Raw genomic sequence first — 25751 nt, forward strand, 5'->3', positions numbered from 1 at the left:
TCTCGGTCTCGGACCGCTCGGGCAAGGGTTGGTCGACATAACGGGTCACTGTGATCGCCTCCTGCCGCGTCGTCTGCGCTGTCTCGCCTGCTTCGTGCGCGGGTCTGCTCACGTGCGGGTGGGAACGCAGTATGGAGCAACTTTAGTCCTCATACCTGCTTGAGGTAGGTGAGCGGGTACCCATCGAATTTGGCGCGCCCACCGAGTGCAGCGATCTCGAGCACGACGGCCGCGCCGACGACCTCCGCTCCCCTGCTTCTGAGCAATGCCACCGTCGCTGCGATGGTGCCTCCGGTGGCGAGCACATCGTCGACGACGAGGATTCGACGTCCGGAGACGTCGATCGCTTCGGGGATCTCCAGTTCTGCTGCGCCGTATTCGAGTTCGTAGCGTCGCGACACCACCGGCGGCGGTAGCTTTCCTGCTTTGCGCACGGCGAGCACACCCGAGCCGAGAGCCAGCGCAACTCCGGCGCCGAGCAGAAATCCGCGGGCATCGATCCCGGCGACGAGATCTGCACCCTCACCGGACACCGCGAGCGCATCGATGATGCTGGACAGGCCCTCTGCATCGGCGAAAACAGGAGTCAGGTCGGCGAACCGGACGCCCGCGACCGGAAAGTCGTCCGCCCATCGCACGAGACGGTCGATGTTCTCTTCTGCCGAGGATACGGTTGTGGACCGGGCCGAGTCGGCGGCGTCTCTGTGTCTACTCACCGAAGCAGTATCCACCGATCCATGTTCCAACCCGAACCCGCGGCAGTCGGATTGACCACAACGTTGTCCATTCCCTCCGCTGCGACGACCGTGCGCGGGGAGTTGAACAGCGGCAACGACGGCATGTCGTTCCACAGGACGTTCTCCCCCTCGGTGGCGATCGCCAATTGTGTTGCGTCCGAGGTCTCCACCGCGAGTTGGTCGACGATCGCATCGATCCTGGTGTTGGTGTAGCCACCGACGTTGTTTCCGGTGCGAGAGTGCAGGCTGTCGTGCGCGGACGCGTCGGACACCGACCCCGCAGCCCCTGGCGCCGACGCAGTCGATCCGAGGATCGCATCGACCGAACCCGTTCGGAGCGCAGACGGTTCGAAGTCCGGTGAGCCCGCATCCTGGACGATGATGCCGGCAGGACCACATGCTGCCGCAATGTCGGCGACGATCTCCGAGCGTCTCGCGTCAGGAGCGAGATAGCCGATCCTGACCGTCGGGTTCGACACGCCTGCACCAGCCAGCTCGGCTGTGGCCGTGACGATGTCGGGTTGCAGGAAGCGGCCTGCCGCTGTCGCGGCAACCGGCGGATACAGCAGTGTGTCGGGCTGGACCAGACGAGAGTCCACCACGGCGGAGCCCGTTCCTGACGACTCGTCGAAACCGGGATGGCCGTACTCGTCGAACAGTTGCGCGCGGGGCGAACAGAGCGCCAGCGCTCGGCGCACCGCCGAGGGCGCAAGCGTGCCGCTGGTCGCGAACGTCAGCTGTTCGATACCCTTCGACGGAAAATCGGTGCGTTCGAACCCCTCGCCGGGTACGGCGGCGCCCGCGCCTTGATCGGCGACCTCGAGTTCACCCGAATCGCCGCGAGCAGGAACATCGGTGCCCTTGGGCCAGACGATGATTCGCTCGGTTGCGGGAGCTATGCCCCACCACTTGTCGTTCGCGACGAGCACGAGTCCGCCGTCGGAGGTGTAAGAGTCGACCCGATAGGGGCCGTTCGACGGAAGCAAGGACGTGTCGATCGCGCCGGGAACGAGGCTCCAGCCGGTGTTCCAGAAATCCGCGATCCGCCGAACCGTATCGAGGTCGCCTGCAGCGATCGGAGCAACGACGTCGGGTATGCCGGTGACGCGGGCCGCTACGTGCGCAGGAAGAATGTCGGTGGCGCCGAACAGGCTTCGCCAGTCCGTGTAGGACCGCCCCGCGCGAAATGTGACGGTCGCTTCCTTGGAACCCGCCGTGCAGTCGACGGTGTCGATGTCTCGGTATCCGGCGGTGGACGCCGCATCGAACAGCGGCAGATCGTTCTCGCCGGCGACGAACCTGCCGCTGTTCGAGGCCCAGGTCAGCACCAGGTCGTCGCACGTCATCGGAACACCGTCGGAGTACACCGCTTGCGGAGCGATGACGTAGCGCACGGTCAGTGACTCCGCAGGCACCACCGTGGCGCTGCCGATATCGTTGTCGGCGAGCGCTTCACCTTCGGGGCCCAGATAGGCGAACCCGGTCTGCACGCGCGGAAAGGCCTGGCGTGCACCCGAGGCGGCGCCGTCGACCGTCCTGGCGTTGTAGGTGGTGAGGACGTTGTCGATGCCATATCCGATCGAGGGAATCTGGTCCTCCGCCGGCGAACAACCTGCTACCACCGAGCCTGCGACGACGGCAGCCACCACTGCCGTCGTCGCACGCGATACCCCGACCCGTGCGTGCATCAGCGCCTCTTCTTGTTTCGCTTTCCGGTAGGCCTGGATCCAGGTATCGGGGTTGCCGGTGCGGGTGTCCGCGGGTACGCAGGTCCGGTCGCGCTCTCCGCGCCCGGCCTGTTCGAGCGTGCCCGATCAGCGGCCTCGGCACGTTTGGCGAGCACCTTCTTGGTGTGCACCGAGACTGGGCCCCACTTCTCCTTCAACGTCACCAACAACGGAGTCGCGAAGAAGATGGACGAGTACGCACCGACGATCATGCCGACCAGCTGAACCAGTGCAAGGTCCTTCAGCGTTCCGACCCCGAGCAACCAGACCGCGACGATCATCAGCGCCAGCACCGGCAGCACGCCGATCACCGTGGTGTTGATCGACCGCATCAAGGTCTGGTTCACCGCGAGGTTCGCCTGCTCGGCATAGGTCTTGCGGTGCAAGTGCAGAATTCCGCGAGTGTTCTCCTCGACCTTGTCGAACACCACGACGGAGTCGTACAGCGAGAATCCCAGAATCGTCAGCAGACCGATCACGGTCGCAGGCGTGACCTCGAAACCGACGAGCGAGTACACCCCAGCGGTGACGAGCAGGTCGAATCCGAGCGCCGCGAGCGCCGCCAGCGCCATGTCACGTTCGTAGCGGATCGAGATGTAGATGCTGACGATCACCAGGAACACGACGAGGGCAATGAGAGCCTTCTGCGTGATCTGCCCACCCCACGTCTCGCTGACGTCGGAGATGCTGATCGCATTGGGCGTGACGTTGTCGTTGCTGTCGACCGGCGCGAACGCGTCGAACAGCGCGGTCTTGACCGAATCGACCTGCCCGGCGTCGAGCGCCTCGGAACGGACCTGCACCGTCGCTGCAGCACCGGAACCGACGGTCTGCACCGACACCGCGTCGAAGCCGAGGGTGTCGGAGAAGACCGTCTCGACCTGTTCGGTGCTGACGTTGTCCGCTGCCGGCAGTTGAATCCTCGTTCCACCCTCGAAATCGATCCCGAGAGTGAATCCACGAAACACCATGCTCAGCAGGCAGATCAGCACGATCGCGGCCGTGAGCAGGTAGTAGAAGCGGCGGCGACCGATGATCTCGAACGCACCGGTTCCGGTGTACAGACGACTGAGCCATCCGTGCTGAGGCTGAGCGTTCTGATCCACACCGGAATCTTCCAGCAGCGTCGAGCCTGAGGCTCCGGACGCGGCATTCTCCGAAGTGTCGGACATATCAGGCCCCCTTCGTCGGCGCATCGGCGGCGACCTTGCTCGGCAACGATCGTGCAGCAGCGCGCTTTCGCTCCTGTGCGATCTGTGCGACGGCTCCGAGGCCGTTGACCCCGGGCTTGGACCAGAACTTGGACTTCGACGCCAGGTACACCAGCGGCCACGTCACGAGGATCACCACGACGACATCGAGGATGGTCGTCAGACCGAGAGTGAACGCGAAACCGCGAACCTGACCGACGGCCAGAACGTACAGCACCGCGGCGGCGATGAAGCTCACCGCGTTACCGGAGAGAATCGTCTTGCGGGCACGTGCCCAACCGCGTGGCACCGCCGATCGGAAACTGCGCCCCTCGCGAATCTCGTCCTTGATCCGTTCGAAGAACACGACGAACGAGTCGGCGGTCATACCGATGCCGATGATCAGACCGGCAATTCCGGCAAGGTCGAGTGTGAAATCGATCCATCGGCCGAGCAGAACGAGAATCCCGTAGACCATCAGACCTGCCAACACCAGCGACAGTGCGGTCAGGAGTCCGAGAGCCCGGTAGTAGACGAGGCAGTACACGAGAACGAGAGCCAGTCCGATCGCTCCGGCGATCAAACCCGCCTCCAACGACGCGAGTCCCAGAGTGGCCGACACGGTCTCGGCTTCCGACGAAGCGAACGACAGTGGCAGCGAACCGTACTTGAGCGTGTTGGCGAGTTCGGATGCCGACTGAGCAGTGAACTGCCCCGTGATGGACGTGGCGCTACCGGCAGGCGTCGCACCCTGAATCTGCGGTGCACTGACAACCTTCGAGTCGAGCGTGAACGCCGCCTGCTTGCCGATGTTCGCCCCGGTGAACTGGGCCCAGGTGTTGCTGCCCTCCGAGTCGAAGCTCAGACTTACTTCGTGCCGTGACTGCTGGGAGTTGAACCCCGATGTGGCGTCGTCGATCTGTTGTCCGTCGATGATGCTCGGGCCGAGCACGTACACCGCAGTGCCATCCGTCGAGCACGCCACGAGCGGCAGCGCCGGATCGTCGTTGCCCTGCAGTGGATCGGGGGCGTTGCAGTCGATCGTGGCCAGTGCAGCCTGCTGGACCTGAGCGTCCTCACTCTGCCGCAGCGCCTTGGCATCGGCGATCTGGTCGGCTGCCTGCTCGGCCTCGGTGCCGGTCGCGGGCGCGGCTGGAGCTTCCGTTCCCGGAACATCCGTCGTCGTGGGGTCGGCGGGCGCAGGCGTCGGATCGACGGCACTGGGATCCTGCGCCGGGAACGGACGCCCCTGCGGTACCGCATCACCGGTGGCAGCAGGAGCTTGAGTTGCGGGCGCCTCTGCCGCGGGAGCCTGACCTGCCGACGGCTGCGCGGCGGTCACGACGGGACGGATGAACAATCTTGCGGTCTGGCCGAGCGAGCGAGCCTGGGCACTGTCGTCGCCGGGAACCGTGATGACGAGGTTGTCTCCGTCGATCACGACCTCGGATCCGGAGACACCGAGTCCGTTGACACGGGTCTCGATGATCTGCTGCGCCTGCTTCAGACTGTCCTGGCTCGGTGCGCTGCCGTCAGGAGTGCGTGCGGTCAGCGTGACGCGCGTACCGCCCTGAAGATCGATTCCCAGTTTGGGAGTCGGCGACTTGTCTCCGGTGAAGAAGACCAATGCATACACAGCGGCCATCAGCACCGCGAAGACGGCGAGATAGCGAGCTGGATGCACCGATCCGCTGGAAGGTGCCACGGTGTGTGATTCTCCTCTTGGCGATGGACGGCATGCGTGGACGATCTGGTGAACGCAGGCGGTGGGTGGTCAGGACACGAAAATCCGAAAAGAATTCTTCGCGAATCGGACGGACCGCTCCCCGGCACGCGAAACCGCTGCCGGATCAGATCCGGCAGCGGTGACGGTGGGCGGTCGAATCACTCTTTGTCGAGCCGACGCGCTGTCTGCTCGACGGTTTCGTCTGCCGGAACCTCGGGCGCCTTCTTCTCGAGCGACGGTGACGTCTCGCCGATCCCGGAGATGTCGTCCGGTGCGGTGAATTCTTCTTCACCGTCGGTGTCCGCGGGTAGAACCTCACGCACGACAGCTCGCGACCAGGTGGTGACGATGCCGTCGGCGATCTCAAGGTCCACGGTGTCGTCCTCGACGAGAACAACGCGTGCGTACAGGCCCGCGGTGGTCACGACCTCGTCACCGACCTTCAGTGAGTCCTGCAACGACTGAGTGTCGGCCAATGCCCGCTTCTGCTTGCGGACGTTGAGGAACATGGGTACGAGCAGAGCCACGATCAGGAGTGGGAATAGCAGTTCCATCTTTTACGTCAGTCCTCGAAGTTTCGTTGTCGACTTTGGTGTCGCGTGCTGTGCGCACGCTCGAACTCCGCGACGGAGTCCGTGCATGGCACCCAGTGTGCCATTACTACAGTGTTCATCTGCTCGGCTCCCACCGATTATCAGCAGATTATTCGAATAAGCCCTGCTGGGACTCGTTGGTTCGGACCGAAATGCCGCCGATTGCCAGATCCGGTGGTGGCACGAGGCCGAGATGCTGCCACGCTGCCGCGGTCGCGACGCGTCCTCGCGGGGTGCGTGCCACCATGCCCGCACGTACGAGGAACGGCTCGCACACCTCTTCGACGGTCGCGGGCTCCTCGCCGACGGCAACCGCCAGCGTCGAGACCCCGACGGGTCCGCCGCCGAAACTGCGGATCAACGCACTCAGTACCGCACGATCGAGGCGGTCGAGCCCGAGCTGATCGACGTCGTAGACGACGAGAGCGGCCTTCGCGGTGTCCTTGGTGACCGTTCCGTCGCCGCGGACCTCGGCGTAGTCCCGCACGCGACGGAGCAACCGGTTGGCGATACGCGGGGTTCCGCGCGAGCGACCGGCGATCTCGGCGCACCCGTCCTTGTCGATGGGAACACCGAGAATCCCGGCCGACCGAAGAAGTATTCGCTCGAGCTCCTCCGGTTCGTAGAAGTCCATGTGTGCCACGAACCCGAAACGATCCCGCAGCGGACCGGTGAGAGCTCCGGAACGAGTCGTTGCACCGACGAGGGTGAAGGGCGCGACTTCCAACGGGATCGACGTCGCACCCGGACCCTTTCCGACGATGACGTCCACCCGGAAGTCCTCCATGGCCAGGTAGAGCATCTCCTCCGCCGGTCGCGCGATGCGGTGAATCTCGTCGATGAACAGCACGTCGCCTTCGACGAGGTTGCTGAGCATCGCCGCGAGATCACCCGCGCGTTCGAGCGCCGGACCCGACGTCAGACGAAGCGAAGTTCCGAGTTCCTGGGCGATGATCATCGCCATCGATGTCTTGCCGAGACCGGGAGGACCGGACATCAGAATGTGGTCCGGAGTTCCACCGCGAAGTTTTGCACCGGTGAGAACGAGCTGGAGTTGTTCGCGCACGCGAGGCTGGCCGATGAAGTCCGTGAGACTCTTGGGCCGCAGGCTCGTCTCGACGTCGGCGTCGTCGCCGGTCATTCCGGCAACGACCTGTGACTCCTCGAACTCGTCCTGCTCGTCGTCGCCTGTCATCTGCTCTTACCGAGCGAGGCCAGTGCCGAACGCAGCGCAGCCGACGTCGATGCATCCGGCTGAGCTGCCAGCACGGAGTCGGTGGCGTCCTCGGCCTGCTTGACGGCGAACCCGAGGCCGGTGAGCGCCTCGACTATCTGGTCGCGCACCGAACTGCCTGATGCGGCTCCGGGCGAAATGGACGAGCCACCCGAGGAACCGACGATCGCGTCGACCTTGTCGCGCAATTCCACGATCATGCGTTCGGCTCCGCGTTTACCGATGCCGGGTACCCGGGTCAACGCTGCGAGGTTGCTGTCGGCCAGCGCCGTCCTGAGCGAGTGCGGATCGAGGACGGCCAGAGTTGCCATCGCGATTCTCGGCCCGACCCCGGACACCGTCAGCAGCAGGGAGAACAGTTCCCGCGCTTCACTGTCGGAGAATCCGTAGAGCGTCATCGAGTCCTCGCGGACGATCATGGTCGTCAACAGACGTGATTCGGCGCCGCGGGTGAGGGTGCCGAGAGTCACCGGTGTTGCGTTGACGCGGTATCCCACCCCGGCCGCCTCGAGCACGGCGTGATCGAGCGCGATCTCGAGGACCTCGCCGCGTATCGATGCGATCATCGCGCTCCAGCCTCTCTTTTCGCACGTTCGAGCTTCTTGGCGGCCGCGGCGCGCACCTTGCGCTCCTCGGCGAGGCGCAGTTCGTACTTGCGTTTCTGTTCCGCAGCCATCGCTTCTGCCTGCGCCATCCTGGCCATCATCGGAGCCCGCCAGCAGTGACAGATTCCGAGGGCGAGCGCATCCGCTGCGTCAGCGGGTGTCGGCGCGGTCTGGAGACCCAGAATCCGCATCACCATTGCAGTCACCTGGGCCTTGTCCGCGCTTCCGTTTCCGGTTACCGCAGCCTTGACCTCACTGGGTGTGTGAAAGCAGACATCGATGCCACGACGCGCCGCGGCGAGCGCGATGACTCCCCCGGCCTGAGCGGTGCCCATCGCCGTCCGGACGTTGTGTTGCGCGAACACTCGCTCGATCGCCACGACGGTCGGCTTGTGGGTGTCGAGCCAGTACTCCGCAGCTTCGGAGATTCGCAGCAACCGTCGAGCCAGGTCCATGTCGGCGGGCGTACGCACCACGTCGACATCGAGGGCGACGACACTGCGACCCACCCCACCCTCGATCAAGCTCAACCCGCACCTGGTCAGGCCAGGATCGACACCCATCACACGCACCCTGCCACCTCGAGGATCACGCTGCACACCTTCCGCTTACGAACTGTTGTTCGATAGCGTATCGGAGGCATCCTCGCGCACCGACGTACGACACCCCCACCGACGGAAGTTCTCGGTGACTACTCGGCGTCGAGCTCGGCCAGCACCTCGTCCGACAGTTCGACGTTGGAGTAGACGTTCTGCACGTCGTCGCTGTCTTCCAGCGCGTCGATCAGCTTGAACACCTTCCGAGCGCCGTCGACGTCGACCGGAACGGAAACCGAGGCCTGGAAACTGGCTTCGGCCGAGTCGTAGTCGATTCCGGCGTCCTGCAACGCAGTACGGACAGCGACCAGATCGGTCGGTTCGCTGACGATCTCGAACGTATCGCCGTTGTCGGTGATCTCCTCGGCGCCCGCATCGAGTACGGCCAGGAGGAGGTCGTCCTCGCTCTGACCGTTCTTCTCCAAGGTCACCAGCCCTTTGCGCGAGAACAGATAGGACACCGAGCCCGGATCGGCCATGTTGCCACCGTTGCGCGTCATCGCCACACGTACCTCGCCTGCGGCACGGTTGCGATTGTCGGTCAGGCACTCGATGAGTACGGCCACGCCGTTGGGTCCGTAGCCCTCGTACATGATCGTCTGCCAGTCCGCGCCACCGGTTTCCTCACCGGCACCGCGTTTACGGGCGCGTTCGATGTTGTCGATGGGCACCGAGGTCTTCTTCGCCTTCTGGATGGCGTCGAAGAGCGTCGGGTTGCCCGTGGGATCTCCACCACCGGTGCGGGCCGCCACCTCGATGTTCTTGATCAGCTTGGCGAACGACTTGCCACGCTTGGCGTCGATCACCGCCTTCTTGTGCTTGGTGGTGGCCCATTTGGAGTGGCCGCTCATGCGATGGAGCCCCTTTCGTACTGCATACAAGTGTCTGCGTAGTTTACGCGTGCGTACGCGCGCCCGACTCCAGATGGCGCGCGCAGGGTCAAACCGAGCGCACGAGGTCGACGAACAACCGATGAACCCGCCTGTCGCCGGTCACCTCGGGGTGAAAACTCGTCGCCATCACGTTCGCCTGCCGGACCGCGACCACCCGCCCCTCGGCCGGACCCTGCGGCACCGTCGCCAACACCTCGACCGCGGGTCCGACACGCTCCACCCACGGCGCCCGGATGAAGACGGCACGCACTGGATCTCCGGCGATGCCGGCGAAATCGAGATCGGTCTCGAAGGAGTCGACCTGCCTTCCGAAGGCATTGCGCCGAACTGTGATGTCGAGGCCGTCCAGGTGCTGCGCGTCGGGCCTGGTGTCGAGAATCTCGGTGGCGAGCAGGATCATGCCCGCACAGGATCCATATGCGGGCAGACCGTCCTTCAGCCGAGCCCGCAGCGGTTCCAGTAGATCGAACACCGACAGCAGAGTGCTCATCGTCGTCGACTCGCCACCGGGAATGATCACACCGTCGACGGCGTCGAGTTCGGTCGGCCGACGGATTCCGATTCCGCGTGCGCCGCTGGCCTCGAGCGCAGCGAGGTGCTCGCGGACATCACCCTGCAGCGCGAGCACGCCGATCGTGGGCTCGCTCACGACGGGGTGAACGGGTCGGAGACGGTCTTGGTCGTGTCGCGCTCGATGCGCATCAGTCCCTCCTGGACGACAGCTGCCACCATGTTGCCTTCGATGTCGAATATTCGGCCCTGTGCCAGTGCTCGACCGAAGTCGGCAGACGGCGACGTCTGGTCGTACAACAACCATTCGTCCGCGCGGAACGGCCGAAGAAACCACAGTGCGTGATCCAGCGACGCCGTCTGCGTCACCACACCGGGGTGCGGAACCCTGGCCGAGCTGATGAGCGTCATGTCCGACATGTACGCGAGCGCGCAGACATGGAACACCTGGCTGTCGGGCAGACGGTCTCGGTAGCGGAACCACACACGCTGCTGAGCTGCGAAGGTGGAGTGCTTGTCGGTCTGTTCCGGCGGAATACGCCGGATGTCCCATTCCTTCCACTCCTCGTAGTAGGAATTGTCGTAATCGGGCAGCTCACGTGGGTCGGGAAGATTTTCCGGTGCGATGGTTTTCGGCATCGTGTCCTGATGCGAAATTCCGTCGTCCTCCACGTGGAACGACGCCGACATCGTGAAGATCGCCTGACCGTCCTGGATTCCTGTCACACGACGCGTACAGAACGACCTACCATCGCGCAGTCGATCGACCAGGTAGACGGTCGGCTCCGTCGGGTTTCCCGGCCGGATGAAATAGCCGTGGAGGGAATGGACGCGGAACTCCGCGGCGACAGTGCTGACTGCCGACACGAGCGCCTGTCCTGCAACCTGCCCACCGAAGGTGCGCTGAAGCAGACTGGGAAATGTCCTGCCTCGAAAGATGTCGTTCTCGATGCGCTCGAGTTCGAGAATGTCCTCGATACTGGCCATGGTTCACCTTTCTCGTAACTCACGCTGAAGGCTAACAACCGGGAATCCAGGCAAGATGGGCGCCGTGGCTGCCGTCGAACCGATATTCCCCAACCGTCTGACCTCGTCGATCCTCGAACGCACCCCACGCGGCGAGCGCGCAATCGTCGTCGTCGACGGAGCTGATGCAGCCGATCCGGTCGAGTTCGCGGTACGTCTGCGCGATCGAGCCGCTGCTGAAGGGCGCTCGGCGACTGTCGTCGATCTACACGACTACGTGCGTCCTGCGTCGTTGCGTTTCGAGTACTCGCGCACCGACGAACTGTCGTACCGCACCGCCTGGTTCGATTTCGATGCGCTCGACCGAGAAGTGGTCGCTCCGATGCGCGCAGGCGGCCGCGGAAGCTTCCTACCGAGACTGTGGGACGAAGCCTCGGACCGGTCCGCACGATCACGGCTGGTCGAGGCGGCGCCCGATCATCTTCTCGTCCTGGCAGGACCGACGCTTCTCGGACGTGTGGACTCCGCCGCGGTCGTCGTCCATCTGCTGCTCAGCGAGGGAGCACTTCGCCGGCGTACCTCCGAGTCCGACCGGTGGACCGTCGAGCCGCTCATGCAGTACTACCGCGACAGCACAGCCGAACCCGACATCACCGTTCGATGGGATCACCCCGACCGTCCCGCAGTCGTCACACCCTCGGTCTCACGCGCCGCATACCGGTGAGAGCGCGGACGACCGCGCTCTCACCCTCGCATCACCAGCCGCGCTCGGCCAAGCGGTGTCCGACCGGAAGGTCGTCGACGTTGATGCCGACCATCGCCTCGCCGAGCCCCCTGGACACCTTGGCGAGAACGTCCGGGTCGTCGTAGAACGTCGTAGCCTTGACGATCGCCTCGGCGCGTTCCTTCGGATTGCCGGACTTGAAGATTCCCGAACCGACGAAGACGCCCTCGGCACCGAGCTGCATCATCATCGCCGCGTCTGCCGGAGTGGCGATACCGCCCGCGGTGAACAGCGTGACGGGAAGTTTTCCGGCCTTTGCGACCTCGACCACGAGGTCGTACGGTGCCTGCAGCTCCTTGGCTGCGACGTACAGCTCGTCCTCGGGAAGCGAGGTGAGTCGACGGATCTCGTCGCGGATCTTGCGCATGTGGGTGGTGGCGTTGGAGACGTCACCCGTACCTGCCTCACCCTTCGAACGAATCATCGCCGCGCCCTCGGTGATTCGACGAAGCGCCTCGCCGAGGTTGGTCGCGCCGCAGACGAACGGGGCAGTGAAGTTCCACTTGTCGATGTGGTTGGCGTAATCGGCCGGAGTCAACACCTCGGACTCGTCGATGTAGTCGACGCCGAGGCTCTGCAGGATCTGGGCCTCGACGAAGTGCCCGATGCGCGCCTTCGCCATCACGGGAATCGACACCGTCGCGATGATGCTGTCGATCATGTCCGGATCACTCATCCGCGACACGCCACCCTGCGCCCGGATATCTGCCGGGACCCGCTCGAGCGCCATCACCGCGACGGCTCCCGCGTCCTCGGCGATCTTGGCCTGCTCTGCGGTGACGACATCCATGATCACGCCACCCTTGAGCATCTCGGCCATACCGCGCTTGACGCGGGCGGTCCCGGTTCCGGGCTGCGACACCGCGTCGTGTGAACCGCTGTTGTCGGTGACGATGGGGGTGCTCACGAGAAACTCCTGTGTTCTTTTCGCTGATTCGAAGAAGCTGGTTCGGACGAAGAATTCGGGTCGATCGTAGGCGCCGCACCGCGTCCATCCCATAACCAATCGGCAAGTGCTGGACTGCAGTGAAGCCGATCACATCCGCTGCACTCAGCGGATCCCGCGCACCTCGGGTTCGACGCGACGCGCGAGCACGATGTTGACCTCGTCGAGCAACTCGGCCAGATCCTGGGGGTAGACGATCTCACCGGTCGCTGCCAGCAAGCGGATGTCGTCCTCGGTGCACCAGCGATGTCCGGTGACGGTTCGGCGCTCGAAATCGGTGAACCCGCCGTTCTCGGGTTCGAACTCCTGCGTTCTGTGCGCGAAGAACAGCTCCTCGGACCTGATCAGCGTGCCGTTGAACGGGAACGTGGCCACACGTCGCCACATCGGCCCCTTCAGGTCCTCTGCGGCGACGTCGAGACCCGTCTCTTCCTTAATCTCACGTGATGCGGCCTCGCGGAGGGTTTCTCCCGACTCGACGGCCCCGCCGATCGTGAACCAGAAGTACACCTCGGGCACGGTCGGGTCGTGTCCGCGCAGCAGCAATACCCGTCCTCGCTCGTCCACGAGAACGACTCGCGACGACGTCCGCTGAACTGCCCTACCCCCATGACCGAACGTGGCCGCGCCCGAGCGTTCGGCGATCTCGAAGTAACTGGGCAGCGGTGCGGTTCCGCCGAGGTGCAACATCCGCACCGGACGCGTCGTTCGCAGGGCCAATGTGTCGCGAACCGCGTCGTTGTGAAAGCGCCTGGCGATCAGGACCCTGGCTTCGGCGTCCGCGAGTTCCGCGACGAGCTGCGGCGGCAGATCTGCAGAATCGAGCGACCCCAGTGCCACCGACACCGCATTCTCGGCGTCCTCGCGAATGTCGCGATCGGCGCGTTCGGCCGCGTCGGCCAACGCCGCCAGATGTTTGGATTCGTCCAGTCTGTCGCGGGTTGCCGCCGACACCGCCCGTGCGACGACCGCTCGCCGCGCCAGCGCTGCATCGAGCGACTGCCAGGCGAGGTCCGACCGCACGTGCAGTCGGTCGAGACGATTTGCGGTGCCGTATGCCCAGAGTCCGACCACCAGAATCACCGCGGCGACGACGGCGAGGATCAGGATCGTCAAAGCGGAGAACGTCATCAGCTCGCCGCCCGCACTTTCTGTCCTCCGACGGTCACGGTGTCGTACACCCGCATGATCTGCTCGGCGACCACAGGCCAGTCGTACTCGACGACCACACGGCTCGCGGCGTCGACAAGGGAGCGGCGCACGTCCTCGGACGACAGCACCGAGTCGATGGCCGCCGCCAGGGCAGCCGAGTCGTCGACCGGCACGAGCAGACCTGCGACTCCGTCACGCAGAACCCGCCGGAATGCATCCAACTCGCTTGCCACCACCGCAGTTCCCGACGCCATTGCCTCGACCAACACGATCCCGAAGCTTTCGCCGCCGAGATTCGGCGCGCAGTAGACGTCGGCGCCGCGCATGGCCGACGCTTTGACGTCGTCGTCGACCTGACCGAGGAACGTGAGGTGACCTGCGAGTGCACCTGCGTCCCTGCGCAGCTTCTCCTCGTCTCCGCGCCCGACGACCAGGATCTCCAGATCGTGGTGACGCTCGACGAGTGCAGGTAGCGCGCCGAGGAGTACCGACATCCCCTTGCGCGGCTCGTCGAATCTTCCGAGGAACAGCACGGTACGACCGGCCCGCGGATAGCCGGGCAGCATCGGGGCTCGAGCGAACGCGGGAACGTCGACACCGTTCGGGATCTCGACGGCATCGCTACCGAGCGCCTCGACCTGCCACCGCCGGGCCAACTCCGACACCGCGATCCGCCCACTGATCTTCTCGTGGTACGGCCTCAGTACGCCTTGAAACGTACTCAGTACCAACGACTTGGTCGTCGACGTGTGGAACGTCGCCACGATAGGACCCTCGGCAGCCTTCAACGCGAGCATCGACAGGCTCGGCGCGTTCGGCTCGTGGATGTGAAGCACGTCGAAGTCGTTCTCCGAGATCCACCTACGGATTCGGGCGTACGTGACGGGGCCGAAACGCAGCCGGGCCACCGAACCGTTGTACGGAATGGCAAGCGCCTCACCCGCGGACACCACGAAGTCCGGCAGAGCCGTCTCCTCGGACGCGGGCGCAAGAACACTGACACGGTGGCCTCGCTCGATGAACACCCTTGCCAGCTGCTCGACGTGTGCCTGCACTCCCCCTGGCACGTCGAGTGAGTACGGGCAGACCATTCCGATCTTCACGTGCCCTCGATCCGTGCGCGTCGCTGCTCGCTCAGATCCGCGAGCCACAGAGGCTGCAGCATGTGCCAGTCCGCTGGGTGAGCTGCGATGTTCGCCGCGAAGCGATCGGCCAGTTCCTGGGTGGCGCTGGCGACTCCGGCAGAGCAGTCGATGCGCGGAGAGATGGAGAATCCCCAGCCGTCGCCGTCGAAATAGCAATGGACGGCGAGCAGGTGAGCGCCCGTGTCCACCGCCAGCTTCGCCGGGCCTGCCGCCATGCGGGTCGGTTCTCCGAAGAAGGTCACGGGAACTCCGTGCCGGGCCAGATCGCGCTCACTGAGCAGGCACACGATCTTGTTCGCCCGCAGTCGGTCCGACAGCGCGGCGAAAGGTGGAACCTCACCTCCGCTGAGCGGGAAGATCTCGAAACCGAGACTCTCGCGGTAGTCGACGAAGCGCTGGTAGAGCGATTCGGGTTCGAGTCGCTCCGCAACCGTGGCGAACTGTCCGTAGAACCGCACGAGCCACATTCCGGCCATGTCCCAGTTCCCGCTGTGCGGTAGCGCGAGAACAGCTCCCGACCCTGCGGCCAGAGCGGCGTCGAGATGTTCGCGCCCGTGCACGCAGCGGTCGATGACCGCCGCCTGCGAGTCCAGATCCATCGACGGCAGACGAAATGCCTCCCGCCAGTATCTGGCGTAGGACCGGACGCTGGCTCGAATCAGCTCATCGGGGACCTCGGCGGGCGCAACACCCAGCACTCGAGCCAGATTCTTGCGAAGTTGTTTCGGTCCGCCGTGGCGTGCAGCCGCTACGTCGGCGCCCTTGTCGAACAGTCTCCGCGCGAGCCCGTCGGGGAGTGCCCGAACCAACCGCCAACCCGCCGCATACCCTGCGTCGGAGGCGCGTTCGGCAATCGTCATGACGATCCGGCCTGATCGCCTTGATCGTTCTGGTCTCGGTCGTTGCCAACCACCGTCTCGGGTTTGACGATGATGTCGCGCGCACCTTCGGACCGACGTACGGCCAGCACCCGTTGAACGACGGTGACCACGCTGAGCACGGCAAGTACCCACATCGCCGGATAGATCAGGCTGTCGAGCCATGGAATGCCGAAATGTCGACCGGCACCGGTCAAGCCGGCTCCGACGAGGACGATGACCAGTCTGTCCGGCCGTTCGATCCAACCGCCGTCCGCCGACAATCCACTGGCTTCGGCACGCGCCTTCGCGTAGGAGATGACCTGCGAGGTCACCAGACACACGAGTGTGGCGATCAAAAGATACCTGTTGTCCTCGCTGTACACCGCCCACCAGGCGAGTCCACCGAAGATCGCACCGTCGGCAACACGATCGCACGTCGCATCCAGGACAGCGCCGTATTTCGTGCCCCCGCCGCGCGCACGCGCCATGGCACCGTCGAGCATGTCGAACAGCACGAACAGGGTGATCACCATGGTTCCCCAGAACAGGTACCCGGCCGGAAACATGGTCACAGCGGCGGCGACGGTGACGACAGTGCCTATCAACGTCACCGAGTTGGGAGTCAGTCCGGTGCTGTTGAGAGCGCGACCCAACGGTGCGGTCACCTTGGACATCGGAGCTCGACCGAAGACGCTCAGCACCACGCACCCCCCTGCAGCATTGTGTTCATTCGGTCCAAGCCGACGCAAGCAGCGCCCGCGTGTCCCGCAGCAACTGTGGCATCACTTTCGCGCCGCCCACAACGGTGATGAAGTTGGCGTCACCACCCCACCTGGGCACGATGTGCTGATGCAGATGTTCGGCCAACGAGCCGCCCGCAGCTGCACCGAGGTTGAGCCCGACGTTGAAGCCATGCGGACTCGACACCCGCTTGACGACTCGGATCATCTGCTGAGTGAAGGCCATGAGCTCGTCGCTCTCGGCCCGAGTCAGATCCTCCAACGCGGCGACACGCCGATACGGCACGATCATCGTGTGCCCCGGGTTGTACGGGTACAGGTTGAGCACGGCGTACACCTGTTCGCCGCGAGCGACCACGAGGCCTTCCTCGTCGGTCAATTTGGGAATATCCGAGAACGGCTCGCTCGAATGATTCTTCGACCCTGGTGCTTCGGTGATGTACGACATCCGGTGCGGCGTCCACAATCGCTGCAGACGATCCGGATCACCCAGCCCGGTGTCGACGATCGCGGCGTCCTGTTCGGGCATTGTTCAGCTCACTCCTGACGTGTCGGGAAGAACGAGCGAGGCAGTCGGAGATACGTTGGCGCGCGCTGCCACCCAGTCGGCGATCAGGTCGACTGCCTGCGCCGTCGGAACGCCGTTGACCTGAGTACCGTCGCGGAACCGGAAACTGACGGCTCCCGCTTCGACGTCGCGCTCACCTGCGAGAAGCATGAACGGAACCTTCTGGGCCGTCTGATTGAAGATCTTCTTCTGCATGCGGTCGTCGCTCGCGTCGACCTCGGCGCGGATACCACGCTTCTTCAGCTCGGCGATCACGGCGAACAAGTGGTCCTGATGCACCTCTGCGACCGGAATACCGACGACCTGAACCGGTGAGAGCCATGCCGGGAATGCGCCTGCGTAGTGCTCGGTGAGCACACCGAAGAATCGCTCGATCGAGCCGAAGAGTGCGCGGTGAATCATCACCGGACGTTCCTTGACGCCGCCGGACCCGGTGTATTCGAGCTCGAAACGCTCGGGCAGGTTGAAGTCGAGCTGGATGGTCGACATCTGCCAAGTGCGCCCCAACGCGTCCTTGGCCTGCACGGAGATCTTCGGACCGTAGAACGCTGCACCGCCCGGATCGGGAACCAGATCGAGGCCCGACGCCGCCGCCACCTCGGCGAGAGTGTTGGTCGCTTCCTCCCACACCTCGTCGCTGCCGACCGACTTGTCGGGGTTACGAGTGGACAGCTCAAGGTAGAAGTCGTCGAGGCCGTAGTCCTTGAGCAGGCCCAGCACGAATTCGAGGGTGCTGGTCAACTCACCACGCATCTGCTCCCGGGTGCAGAAGATGTGCGCGTCGTCCTGGGTCATTCCGCGCACACGAGTCAACCCGTGGATGACACCGGACTTCTCGTAGCGATAGACCGTCCCGAATTCGAACAAGCGCAGCGGGAGTTCACGGTAGGAACGGCCCCGCGAGCGAAAGATCAGGTTGTGCATCGGGCAGTTCATCGGTTTGAGGTAGTAGTCCTGGCCGGGTTTGCGTACCGCACCGTGCTCGTCGAGTTCGGCGTCGAGGTGCATCGCCGGAAACATTCCGTCGCGGTACCAGTCGAGGTGGCCGGAGACCTCGTACAGATGCCCTTTGGTGATGTGCGGGGTGTTGACGAAGTCGTAGCCCTCTTCGATGTGCCTCTGACGCGAATAGTTCTCCAGCTCGTTCCTGATGATTCCGCCCTTGGGATGGAACACCGGGAGTCCGGATCCCAGCTCGTCGGGGAAGCTGAACAGGTCGAGTTCCGACCCGAGCTTGCGGTGGTCGCGTCGCTCAGCTTCGGCCAACAGCTCGAGATGACGGTCGAGAGCCTCGGTCGATTCCCACGCGGTCCCGTAGATGCGTTGCAGTCCGGCGTTGGCCTGATTGCCACGCCAATACGCAGCCGAGCTGCGAGTCAGCTTGAAGGCAGGCACGTACTTGGTGGTCGGGATGTGCGGGCCGCGGCACAGGTCGCCCCAGATGCGCTCTCCGGTGCGGGGATTGAGATTGTCGTAGGCAGTGAGCTCGCCGCCACCGACCTCCATGATCTCGGGATCGTCGATGCCGGACTTGTCGTTGACCAGTTCGAGCTTGTACGGCTCGTTCGCCAATTCCTCGCGCGCCTGATCGATCGACTCGTACACGCGGCGAGAGAAGCGCTGACCTGCTTTGACGATCTGCTTCATCTTCTTCTCGAGAGCGGTCAGGTCCTCGGGAGTGAAGGGCTGCTCGACGTCGAAGTCGTAGTAGAAGCCGTCCTTGATGAACGGACCGATGCCCAGCTTCGCAGTCGGGAAGAGCTCCTGCACGGCTTGAGCGAGAACGTGCGCGGCCGAATGCCGGATCACGCTTCGACCGTCTTCGGTGTTCGCCGGAACGGGCTCGACCTCGACATCGCCTTCGGGCGCCCAGGACAGATCGCGCAATTTCCCGTCGGCGTCGCGCACGACGACGATCGCGTCGGGACCCTTGTTGGGCAACCCGGTCTCCCGTAGCGCCGTTCCGGCGGTCGTTCCTGCCGGCACCATGATGCGGGCGGGCAAGACTGCGGTTACGGGCATGCTCACAGCGATGTGCTCCTCGATTGTTCGTCGCGGCCGGGTAAGGCCGATGACAGCCTATCGGCTGGAAGCCGCGGACTTCCCGTCACATCGCACAGCGCGCCTACACCGGACTGGCCAACCAGCTCCAGTCGAGACCGATCCATCCACCGACGAGCGAGAGTGTCCCCAGCAACCACAACGTCACCAGCACGATCCCCGTCGTGAGCAACACCCCGCACGCCTTGACGACGATGGACTGGCGGCCGAACCACTCCATGAACCGGTCGTAGTGTTTGCGCGCGAACTTCAGTAGTCGGTGCGCCCAGGTGAACTCCGATGCCAGGATGCCGAGGCCGGCGAACACGATCAGCCAGCCAGGACCTGGGTACGGGATCGCAAGAATGCCCAGTCCCAGTACGACGAGTCCGACCACCCCGATCGTGATCCGGTAGGCGAGGTCCAAGGCCGGGTTCGACGCGATCTTCGCGCGAATGCGGCGTCGACGCTCGGCGACACGGTCCATGACGCTGTCGTCCTCGTCCCGCTGAGGTTCTTCGGTTCTGGCGTCGTCTGCGGTCACGTCATCAGGTTACCGACGCCGAAATGCGAAAAACCCCGCACCGATGGGGTGCGGGGTCTGTATGCAGGAAACTTTGTGGTCCCGGCTGGGATCGAACCAGCGACCTTCCGCGTGTGAAGCGGACGCTCTTCCACTGAGCCACGGGACCGAACAGGCAAGCTCGTTCGGACGAGGCAGAACATTAACACGTATGCCATTCGAATCTCGAATCGCCTCCTGCTGGATTACGGGAGGCGCCAAACCACCGGAAACGACGCATCCACGTAGGAAGAATACTCGAAATCCGCGCTTGACCAGCTGATTTGTGAGTTCAACAGGAGGTGGTCTAATGTTTTCACCGCACCACGGAGACAGCAACTTCCTCCGAGGAGCATGCGGATGTGGCGCAGTGGTAGCGCATCACCTTGCCAAGGTGAGGGTCGCGGGTTCGAATCCCGTCATCCGCTCGAGGACCGGGGCACTGAAAGAGAACCACGGCCCATGGTGGAGTGGCCGAGTGGTGAGGCAACGGCCTGCAAAGCCGTGCACACGGGTTCGATTCCCGTCTCCACCTCGTAAAGAGATGAAGGTTCCCGAGCCTTCGACGTCAGTACATGCGCGATTAGCTCAGCGGGAGAGCGCTTCCCTGACACGGAAGAGGTCACTGGTTCAATCCCAGTATCGCGCACCATCGACAAAAGCCCCGGCATTCGTGCCGGGGCTTTTTCGTCGTCTTCACTCTCTGTGGCGTTGCGAGTGGTGATCGAGGTCATATCGGTGCACTCTGGGGTGAATGCCGCAGAGCGAAAGGACGCCCCATGGCCGACAAGGATCACGCGGGAAGCGATTCGAACGAAGTGTCCGTCGACGAGGAGTCGCGTCGGCGCGCCGAAGAGGAAGTCGCGGGTATCGACGCGAGATACGAACCAGGCGCACGGCCCACGGTCACTCTTCCCGGCACCGATGGGATGGTCTCGGGTACCGCGTTTTCCGAGATGGTGGACGAGAACGGCGAGTTGAAGCCGGACACTTCCGCCGATGACTGACCATCCACACGGCATCACCGTCGTCGAGGATGCCGATGTGCGCGGATTCCTCCATGCTCCGCCCGGACAACCCGTGGGCGCACTCGCTCTGACGCACGGTGCAGGTGGAAACTGCGATGCACGGATCCTCGTCGACATTGCCGATCGGTGGTCGTCGGCGGGGTTGCTGGTTCTACGATTCGATCTTGCATTCCGGCGGTCGAAGCCGAAAGGCCCACCGCACAGCTCGAAAGCCGACACCGATCGCGCAAGTATCGTCTCGGCCGCTCGCCGGCTGGCCGACCTGGCAGCGGGGACCGGGCCGCTCCTGGTCGGTGGCCACTCCTACGGCGGCCGCCAGGCGTCGATGATCTGTGCGGAACAGCCCGACCTCGCGCAGGGATTGCTGTTGCTGTCCTATCCCCTGCACCCACCGGGAAAGCCGGAGAAGGCACGTACCGCGCATCTTCCGGACATCACCGTCCCCACGTTCGCGGTGTCGGGAACCAGGGACCCGTTCGGCGCACCCGAAGAACTGCGTGATGCCCTCGCTCTCGTACCGGCACGGACCGAGCTCGTCCTGGTAGACGGCGCCGGCCACGACCTGTCCGCAGCCAAGCATGCTGCAGCCAAGACGACGGTGACCGCAGCGTCGACGTTCTTCGCATTGGCCACTCGGGACCGGACGGCAACTTCGCGCTAGTCGAATGTTCTACTTGAGCTATGCCCACCTGGGGATGGTTCGTCGTCGCGTTGGTTCTCGCCGATGCCGCAGTTCTCGCGGCATGGTTGTTGGCGCGACGCAGCCCGACCGACAACCGCGCAGCCACCGCTCAGCTGATGTTGGCCGGTCTCGACAGTCATGCTCGCGACGAGATCTACCGCCTCGTCGGCGAGAAGAAGAAGATTCACGCGATCAAACTGTTCCGAGAGCGCACTGGCGTCGGCCTGCAGGAAGCCAAGAACGCCGTCGAGTCGGTCGAGCGTGGTAACCCCCTTCCCACCCCTGGTGTGTACAGCGACACCACCGGACTCGACACCGGCGCGTGGGAGGACATCATTCCGAAACTCCGTGCGCTCAAGACCGAGGGCAAGACGATCGCGGCCATCAAGCTTCTGCGTGCCCGTACCGAATTGTCGCTACGCGAGGCCAAGGAAGCGGTGGATCGATTGTGACCGTCACGGTGAGTGCAGCGGGTCTATGGGAAGCAGAGCAGATCGCCGACGTTGCCGCGGTGACGTTCCCACTGGCATGCCCGCCCGGGTCCTCTCGCGAGTCGATCGAGTCGTTCATCGACGACGTCCTGTCTCACAGCCGGTTCGGCGACTACCTCAGTGATCCCACCCGAACGATTCTTGCTGCGCGCGAGGACGATTCGATCGTCGGCTACGCAATGCTGATCCATGGAGATCCGGTCGACCCTGCCATCTCGTCTGTGCTCGCGCACTCCCCCACCATGGAATTGTCGAAGATGTACGTGATGCCCGGGCATCACGGAAGCGGCGTCTCGGCCGAACTGATGCGCGCCGCATCGGCCTGCGCTGTGGACGCAGGGTGCGCCGGCATGTGGCTCGGGGTCAATCAATACAATTCCAGGGCACAACGCTTCTACGCCAAGCACGGATTCGCGGTCGTCGGGACGAAGACGTTCACCGTGGGCGCAGAGACTCACGACGACTTCGTGATGGAACGGGCCCTGTAGCCGTCAGCCGACAGCGGCGAAACGCGATAGTGCGAGCAGACGCGATGTCGCGCGCAAGTACTTCTTGCGGTAGCCGCCTGCCAACATTTCCTCGGTGAAAATCTCGTCGAGCCGTGCCCCTGACGACGTCACCGGGATGCTCGCGTCGTACAAGCGATCGGCGAGCACGACGAGCCGAAGTGCGACGGACTGGTCGGCTGCGGGATGGACGTTCTTCAGGAACACCGCACTGACGCCGTCCAGCAGTTTGCCGTAGCGCGACGGATGCAGGGTGCTCAGATGCGCCAACAACTCGTCGAAGTCGTCGAGTGTGGCGCCGTCGATCTGCTCGGCGCGCTCGATCAGCTCTACCTCCGACGTCGGATCGGGCGCGGGTGGCAGATCGCGGTGGCGGTAGTCGGGACCGTCGACACGAATGGTCTCGAAGATCGATCCGAGCTTCTTGATCTCGCGAAGGAAATCGGCGGCAGCGAAACGGCCTTCACCGAGCTGACCGGGCAAGGTGTTGGACGTCGCGACGATCGACACGCCACGAGCGGACAGTTCCGACAGCAGGCGCGAGACGAGCATGGTGTCGCCCGGATCGTCGAGCTCGAACTCGTCGATACACAGCACACTGTGGTTGGAGAGCTCTTCGAGCGCCTTGTTGAAGCCAAGGGCGCCGACGACGTGCGTCAGCTCGACGAATGTTCCGAACGCCTTGGGTTCGGGGACGCTGTGGAAGATCGATGCCAGAAGGTGAGTCTTACCCACACCGAATCCACCGTCGAGATACAGGCCCGCGCCGGTTGCCGGGGTCTTCTTGCCGAACAACCCGCGCTTGCCACCCTTGCCGCGGATCTTGGCTACCTTCTGCGAGAACTCCTCGGCTTTCGCGACGGCCTCGGACTGGCTGGGCTCGTTCGGGTCGGGAATGTACGAGGAGAAACTGACGTCGTCGAACATGGCCGGTGGAATCATCTGAGCGATCAGTTGATCGGAGGGCACCACGGGATTGCGGTCGACTAGACGTGCAGGCATTCGGTGAGCGTAACGACGTGTTCTCATCTTATTTATGCGGCTACTGGATATTGCGACCTACTTCACACCGCGCGAAGGTTCGGCGCCTACGGTGGGAGCCGAACTCGACGACGACGCAGTGCTCCGAGCGTATGCCTATCCCGAAGCCCTGACCAGGCCTTGGATCCGCGTCAATTTCGTGTCCAGCATCGACGGAGCCGTCACTGCGGACGGGGCGTCGGCGGGATTGGGTACCCCGGCGGACAAGAGAGTGTTCGACGTCCTCCGGGGCGCCGCGGACGCCGTCGTGGTCGGCGCAGGAACCGCCAGGAGCGAGAACTACGGCGGCGTGCGGCTGCCGGAGTGGGCCAGGGCGCGGCGGGTGGCATTGGGGCAACAGCCAGTTCCGCCGGTCGTCGTCGTCACGGGGTCGGCATCCCTGGATCCCAGATCACGATTGTTCACCGATACCGACGTACCCCCGACGATCATCACCACCACATCGGCGCCTGCCGACGCCAGACGCCGTCTGCAGAACGCCGGAGCGTCGGTGTTCGCTCTGAAAACCGACGCAGTGTTTGCATCCGGCGTGTCGGAGATTCTGGACTCCGCAGGCCACCGACGAATTCTGCTCGAAGGCGGCCCCGGCTTGTTCGGAACCTTTCTCGACGACGACGCGGTCGACGAGGTGTGCCTGACGACGTCACCGGTGGTGGTCGGTGGGTCGGCCGGCCGAATTTCTCGTTCGAGCACCGCCTCGTTGCATGCAATGAAACGTGCCCATGTCATCGCCGACGACGACGGAACGGTGCTGACCCGGTGGGTCAGAACCCGCAGTCGCGATGTCGCCGAAAGTAGTCGGTCCGAAAAGTAGATAGCCTCGCAGCGTGACGCACATACGATCGTTGCTCGCTGTCGTGTCCGTGGCGGTGTTCGCGGCAGCATGCACCGCAGGCCCATCGGATCGGCCGGAGGTCGCAGTCGAGCAGAACTCCCCCGGTCAACCCGACCAGGCGACGACCGACACGGCACCGGAGATCCCCGACCTCGAAGTTCCTGTCGACGAGCTGGCGTGGACCGACTGCACGCAGAGCACGCTCGACCTGTACGGGCTGCAGCCGGGCACACCGGGACTGGTCCTCGACTGCGCAGATTTCGAGTCGCCGGTCGACGCGTCGGGAACGATGTTCGGGACCTTTTCGGTCGGCGCCATGCGTGCACGAACTAACGACACTCCCGTGGATGCAGGCCCGCTCGTATTGACCTCGGGTGCCGATCGGTCCTCGATCGCGACGCTCGCCGATATCGCGGCCGGCCAGAGCCCGACCCTCCTTCGATCACACCCGATCGTGGCGGTGGACAGGCGCGGGATCGGCCGGTCCACCGCCGTCGACTGCATCAAGCCCGACACTCGGGTGACCCTGGCAGACCTCGGCCAGTTCGCGGTGTCATCGGGTGACGCCGAGGACCGAGCAGTCGATGCAGGTCGCGACGCGACGATCGAATGCACCGATCTGTTGCAGCCTCAGGAGCTGGCATTCGCCACGAGTTACGCAGCGGACGACCTCGAGCAGCTTCGGATGGCATGGGGGGTGGAGACGCTCGGTCTCATCGGAACCGGAAACGGCGCGTCGACGGCACTGGCCTTCGCCGCCCAGTACCCGGATCGGGTTTCGAGGCTGGTACTGGACTCACCCACGGGAACAGGCGTCGACCAGATGACCCTGGCCGAGCAGAAGACACAGGGGCGCGAAGCCGCCTTCGCCGCGTTCGCCGAGAGATGCCGCGCACTCGACTGCTCACTGGGGCAGGACCCACGAAACGCGGTGTCCGATCTGATCGGGCGAGCTACGAACGGATTACTCTCGCTGTTGTCCACGCACGAGGTACTCGACGGCATCGCATACGCGCTCGCATCGACCGCCGGGGATGCCTCCCGTCGGACGCTCGATCTGTCCGACACGTTGTCCGCGGCGCGGTCCGGTGACCTCGCACCGCTTCGTCAACTCGCGTCTCGGGCGGCAGTTGCATACGGGACCGACGGGCAGTTCGTCGCGGCATGTACCGACGGCCGGCAATGGCCGTCACCGCAGGCCGTCCGAGACGTATCCGCGGCGTGGTCCGAGCGATACCCGACCTTCGGGACGGATGCGGCGCTGGTGGCGCTCACCTGCTCGTCGTGGCCCACCGCGCCTCCTACGCCGCTGCCTGCGTCGATCGCGGTCCCCGTCCTCGAACTCAGCGGCGCCGGTGACCCGATGGTCGGCAATGCGGGGTTCGCCAGTGTTACCGGTCTGGTCGCATCGACCGGCGCACGTTCGGCATCGATGACATGGCAGGGTGCAGGCCATCCCGTGCTGGGAGGATCGGGGTGCGCTCAAACGGCCGTCGCCGCATACGCAGCGGACGGGTCTCTCCCGCCGGACGGAAGCGCGTGTCCGTCGTGACGAAAGATACCTGTCGGTGACGGAGCATCACGCGGGGTGTCC

Annotated in this window: 27 protein-coding genes and 4 tRNA genes; 10 read left to right on the top strand and 21 right to left on the bottom strand. The window is 64.3% G+C overall.

The window, feature by feature from the left end:
* Window positions 1–149: 149 nt before the first annotated feature.
* The 11 genes from RY1_RS30425 to RY1_RS02750 all read right to left on the bottom strand — a co-directional run bounded on the left by RY1_RS30425 (window position 150) and on the right by RY1_RS02750 (window position 10798).
* Window positions 150–716, bottom strand: a complete 567-nt coding sequence (locus tag RY1_RS30425; RefSeq protein ID WP_072801936.1) for an adenine phosphoribosyltransferase — start codon at window positions 714–716, stop codon at window positions 150–152.
* The gene (locus RY1_RS30430) at window positions 713–2425 is read right to left on the bottom strand and encodes an ABC transporter substrate-binding protein (protein WP_072801937.1); all 1713 of its coding nucleotides are present in this window, start codon (window positions 2423–2425) and stop codon (window positions 713–715) included. The genes RY1_RS30425 and RY1_RS30430 overlap by 4 nt, the downstream gene beginning before the upstream one ends.
* Window positions 2425–3636 (bottom strand): protein translocase subunit SecF, encoded by a 1212-nt coding sequence (secF, locus tag RY1_RS02710; RefSeq protein ID WP_072801938.1) that lies wholly within the window; start codon window positions 3634–3636, stop codon window positions 2425–2427. The genes RY1_RS30430 and secF overlap by 1 nt, the downstream gene beginning before the upstream one ends.
* A gap of 1 nt (window position 3637) precedes the next feature.
* Window positions 3638–5359, bottom strand: coding sequence for a protein translocase subunit SecD (gene secD, locus RY1_RS02715; protein ID WP_174565302.1), 1722 nt, complete (start codon window positions 5357–5359; stop codon window positions 3638–3640).
* Window positions 5360–5538: 179 nt separating this feature from the next.
* A complete protein-coding gene (gene yajC, locus RY1_RS02720; protein WP_072801939.1) occupies window positions 5539–5934 on the bottom strand; it encodes a preprotein translocase subunit YajC in 396 nt (131 codons plus the stop codon).
* A gap of 148 nt (window positions 5935–6082) precedes the next feature.
* A complete protein-coding gene (ruvB, locus tag RY1_RS02725) occupies window positions 6083–7168 on the bottom strand; it encodes a Holliday junction branch migration DNA helicase RuvB (protein WP_072801940.1) in 1086 nt (361 codons plus the stop codon).
* Complete coding sequence (ruvA, locus tag RY1_RS02730) at window positions 7165–7773, bottom strand: Holliday junction branch migration protein RuvA (protein WP_072801941.1); 609 nt, start codon at window positions 7771–7773, stop codon at window positions 7165–7167. The genes ruvB and ruvA overlap by 4 nt, the downstream gene beginning before the upstream one ends.
* Window positions 7770–8384, bottom strand: coding sequence for a crossover junction endodeoxyribonuclease RuvC (gene ruvC / locus RY1_RS02735; RefSeq protein WP_072802276.1), 615 nt, complete (start codon window positions 8382–8384; stop codon window positions 7770–7772). Before ruvC ends, ruvA begins: the two co-directional genes overlap by 4 nt.
* A 119-nt stretch (window positions 8385–8503) precedes the next feature.
* Entirely contained in the window at window positions 8504–9259 is a 756-nt protein-coding gene (locus tag RY1_RS02740) for a YebC/PmpR family DNA-binding transcriptional regulator (RefSeq protein WP_072801942.1), read from the bottom strand.
* Between the two features lie 88 nt (window positions 9260–9347).
* Window positions 9348–9950: a pyridoxal 5'-phosphate synthase glutaminase subunit PdxT gene (gene pdxT / locus RY1_RS02745; protein WP_072801943.1), complete on the bottom strand. Its 603-nt coding sequence runs from the start codon at window positions 9948–9950 to the stop codon at window positions 9348–9350.
* On the bottom strand, window positions 9947–10798 hold the full coding sequence (locus RY1_RS02750) for an acyl-CoA thioesterase (protein WP_072801944.1): 852 nt from the start codon (window positions 10796–10798) through the stop codon (window positions 9947–9949). Before RY1_RS02750 ends, pdxT begins: the two co-directional genes overlap by 4 nt.
* Window positions 10799–10853: 55 nt before the next feature.
* On the opposite strand from RY1_RS02750, the gene RY1_RS02755 reads away from it, so the two are divergent.
* Complete coding sequence (locus RY1_RS02755) at window positions 10854–11501, top strand: nucleoside/nucleotide kinase family protein (RefSeq protein ID WP_072801945.1); 648 nt, start codon at window positions 10854–10856, stop codon at window positions 11499–11501.
* A 31-nt stretch (window positions 11502–11532) separates the two neighbouring features.
* On the opposite strand, the gene pdxS is transcribed toward RY1_RS02755, so the two are convergent.
* The 9 genes from pdxS to RY1_RS02800 form a co-directional block, all read right to left on the bottom strand.
* Window positions 11533–12561 carry a pyridoxal 5'-phosphate synthase lyase subunit PdxS gene (gene pdxS / locus RY1_RS02760; protein ID WP_371829435.1) on the bottom strand — a complete coding sequence of 343 codons (1029 nt, stop codon included), beginning with the start codon at window positions 12559–12561 and terminating at the stop codon, window positions 11533–11535.
* Between the two features lie 51 nt (window positions 12562–12612).
* Window positions 12613–13638, bottom strand: a complete 1026-nt coding sequence (locus RY1_RS02765) for an NUDIX hydrolase (protein WP_072801946.1) — start codon at window positions 13636–13638, stop codon at window positions 12613–12615.
* Window positions 13638–14762, bottom strand: a complete 1125-nt coding sequence (locus RY1_RS02770; protein WP_072801947.1) for a glycosyltransferase family 4 protein — start codon at window positions 14760–14762, stop codon at window positions 13638–13640. The genes RY1_RS02765 and RY1_RS02770 overlap by 1 nt, the downstream gene beginning before the upstream one ends.
* The gene (locus RY1_RS02775; RefSeq protein WP_072801948.1) at window positions 14759–15664 is read right to left on the bottom strand and encodes a phosphatidylinositol mannoside acyltransferase; all 906 of its coding nucleotides are present in this window, start codon (window positions 15662–15664) and stop codon (window positions 14759–14761) included. Before RY1_RS02775 ends, RY1_RS02770 begins: the two co-directional genes overlap by 4 nt.
* Window positions 15661–16365 carry a phosphatidylinositol phosphate synthase gene (pgsA, locus tag RY1_RS02780; protein WP_072802278.1) on the bottom strand — a complete coding sequence of 235 codons (705 nt, stop codon included), beginning with the start codon at window positions 16363–16365 and terminating at the stop codon, window positions 15661–15663. Before pgsA ends, RY1_RS02775 begins: the two co-directional genes overlap by 4 nt.
* Window positions 16366–16390: 25 nt before the next feature.
* Complete coding sequence (locus tag RY1_RS02785; RefSeq protein ID WP_072801949.1) at window positions 16391–16933, bottom strand: ATP adenylyltransferase; 543 nt, start codon at window positions 16931–16933, stop codon at window positions 16391–16393.
* Window positions 16934–16936: 3 nt separating this feature from the next.
* Window positions 16937–18994 (bottom strand): threonine--tRNA ligase, encoded by a 2058-nt coding sequence (gene thrS, locus RY1_RS02790; protein WP_139279719.1) that lies wholly within the window; start codon window positions 18992–18994, stop codon window positions 16937–16939.
* Window positions 18995–19097: 103 nt separating this feature from the next.
* The gene (locus RY1_RS02795) at window positions 19098–19499 is read right to left on the bottom strand and encodes a TIGR02611 family protein (RefSeq protein ID WP_072802279.1); all 402 of its coding nucleotides are present in this window, start codon (window positions 19497–19499) and stop codon (window positions 19098–19100) included.
* Between the two features lie 133 nt (window positions 19500–19632).
* Window positions 19633–19704, bottom strand: a tRNA-Val gene (locus RY1_RS02800).
* Between the two features lie 226 nt (window positions 19705–19930).
* Here RY1_RS02800 and RY1_RS02805 point away from each other — a divergent pair.
* The 7 genes from RY1_RS02805 to RY1_RS02835 all read left to right on the top strand — a co-directional run bounded on the left by RY1_RS02805 (window position 19931) and on the right by RY1_RS02835 (window position 22263).
* Window positions 19931–20002 (top strand) — tRNA-Gly (locus tag RY1_RS02805).
* Between the two features lie 36 nt (window positions 20003–20038).
* Window positions 20039–20109: transfer RNA gene (locus RY1_RS02810), tRNA-Cys, on the top strand.
* Window positions 20110–20151: 42 nt separating this feature from the next.
* Window positions 20152–20226, top strand: a tRNA-Val gene (locus tag RY1_RS02815).
* Window positions 20227–20353: 127 nt separating this feature from the next.
* On the top strand, window positions 20354–20581 hold the full coding sequence (locus tag RY1_RS02820) for a hypothetical protein (protein ID WP_072801951.1): 228 nt from the start codon (window positions 20354–20356) through the stop codon (window positions 20579–20581).
* Complete coding sequence (locus RY1_RS02825; protein ID WP_072801952.1) at window positions 20574–21263, top strand: alpha/beta hydrolase family protein; 690 nt, start codon at window positions 20574–20576, stop codon at window positions 21261–21263. Before RY1_RS02820 ends, RY1_RS02825 begins: the two co-directional genes overlap by 8 nt.
* Before the next feature lie 20 nt (window positions 21264–21283).
* Window positions 21284–21736 (top strand): ribosomal protein L7/L12, encoded by a 453-nt coding sequence (locus RY1_RS30435; protein ID WP_072801953.1) that lies wholly within the window; start codon window positions 21284–21286, stop codon window positions 21734–21736.
* A complete protein-coding gene (locus RY1_RS02835) occupies window positions 21733–22263 on the top strand; it encodes a GNAT family N-acetyltransferase (RefSeq protein WP_072801954.1) in 531 nt (176 codons plus the stop codon). The genes RY1_RS30435 and RY1_RS02835 overlap by 4 nt, the downstream gene beginning before the upstream one ends.
* 3 nt (window positions 22264–22266) lie before the next feature.
* Here the strand turns inward: RY1_RS02835 and zapE are convergent, their stop codons facing one another.
* Complete coding sequence (gene zapE, locus RY1_RS02840; protein ID WP_072801955.1) at window positions 22267–23283, bottom strand: cell division protein ZapE; 1017 nt, start codon at window positions 23281–23283, stop codon at window positions 22267–22269.
* A gap of 34 nt (window positions 23284–23317) precedes the next feature.
* Here zapE and RY1_RS02845 point away from each other — a divergent pair, with 34 nt between their 5' ends.
* Window positions 23318–24136 carry a pyrimidine reductase family protein gene (locus tag RY1_RS02845; protein WP_072801956.1) on the top strand — a complete coding sequence of 273 codons (819 nt, stop codon included), beginning with the start codon at window positions 23318–23320 and terminating at the stop codon, window positions 24134–24136.
* Window positions 24137–24149: 13 nt separating this feature from the next.
* Window positions 24150–25709, top strand: coding sequence for an alpha/beta hydrolase (locus RY1_RS02850; protein ID WP_072801957.1), 1560 nt, complete (start codon window positions 24150–24152; stop codon window positions 25707–25709).
* The last annotated feature ends 42 nt before the right edge of the window (window positions 25710–25751 follow it).

Origin of the sequence: Rhodococcus yunnanensis NBRC 103083 (assembly GCF_001895005.1) — a bacterium.
Taxonomy (GTDB): domain Bacteria; phylum Actinomycetota; class Actinomycetes; order Mycobacteriales; family Mycobacteriaceae; genus Rhodococcoides; species Rhodococcoides yunnanense.

Bases quoted from the DNA above. Each gene is read 5' to 3' on its own strand.
- pdxS (WP_371829435.1), bottom strand. From the start codon at position 12,561: ATGGGATGGACGCGGTGCGGCGCCTACGATCGACCCGAATTCTTCGTC.
- RY1_RS02740 (WP_072801942.1), bottom strand. From the start codon at position 9,259: ATGAGCGGCCACTCCAAATGGGCCACCACCAAGCACAAGAAGGCGGTG.
- thrS (WP_139279719.1), bottom strand. From the start codon at position 18,994: ATGCCCGTAACCGCAGTCTTGCCCGCCCGCATCATGGTGCCGGCAGGA.
- RY1_RS02845 (WP_072801956.1), top strand. From the start codon at position 23,318: ATGCGGCTACTGGATATTGCGACCTACTTCACACCGCGCGAAGGTTCG.
- RY1_RS30435 (WP_072801953.1), top strand. From the start codon at position 21,284: ATGCCCACCTGGGGATGGTTCGTCGTCGCGTTGGTTCTCGCCGATGCC.
- zapE (WP_072801955.1), bottom strand. From the start codon at position 23,283: ATGCCTGCACGTCTAGTCGACCGCAATCCCGTGGTGCCCTCCGATCAA.
- secF (WP_072801938.1), bottom strand. From the start codon at position 3,636: ATGTCCGACACTTCGGAGAATGCCGCGTCCGGAGCCTCAGGCTCGACG.
- RY1_RS02755 (WP_072801945.1), top strand. From the start codon at position 10,854: ATGGGCGCCGTGGCTGCCGTCGAACCGATATTCCCCAACCGTCTGACC.
- RY1_RS02825 (WP_072801952.1), top strand. From the start codon at position 20,574: ATGACTGACCATCCACACGGCATCACCGTCGTCGAGGATGCCGATGTG.
- RY1_RS02795 (WP_072802279.1), bottom strand. From the start codon at position 19,499: ATGGACCGTGTCGCCGAGCGTCGACGCCGCATTCGCGCGAAGATCGCG.
- RY1_RS30430 (WP_072801937.1), bottom strand. From the start codon at position 2,425: ATGCACGCACGGGTCGGGGTATCGCGTGCGACGACGGCAGTGGTGGCT.
- RY1_RS02820 (WP_072801951.1), top strand. From the start codon at position 20,354: ATGGCCGACAAGGATCACGCGGGAAGCGATTCGAACGAAGTGTCCGTC.
- RY1_RS02775 (WP_072801948.1), bottom strand. From the start codon at position 15,664: ATGACGATTGCCGAACGCGCCTCCGACGCAGGGTATGCGGCGGGTTGG.
- ruvB (WP_072801940.1), bottom strand. From the start codon at position 7,168: ATGACAGGCGACGACGAGCAGGACGAGTTCGAGGAGTCACAGGTCGTT.
- RY1_RS02765 (WP_072801946.1), bottom strand. From the start codon at position 13,638: ATGACGTTCTCCGCTTTGACGATCCTGATCCTCGCCGTCGTCGCCGCG.
- RY1_RS02785 (WP_072801949.1), bottom strand. From the start codon at position 16,933: ATGCCCGAACAGGACGCCGCGATCGTCGACACCGGGCTGGGTGATCCG.
- RY1_RS02750 (WP_072801944.1), bottom strand. From the start codon at position 10,798: ATGGCCAGTATCGAGGACATTCTCGAACTCGAGCGCATCGAGAACGAC.
- yajC (WP_072801939.1), bottom strand. From the start codon at position 5,934: ATGGAACTGCTATTCCCACTCCTGATCGTGGCTCTGCTCGTACCCATG.
- ruvA (WP_072801941.1), bottom strand. From the start codon at position 7,773: ATGATCGCATCGATACGCGGCGAGGTCCTCGAGATCGCGCTCGATCAC.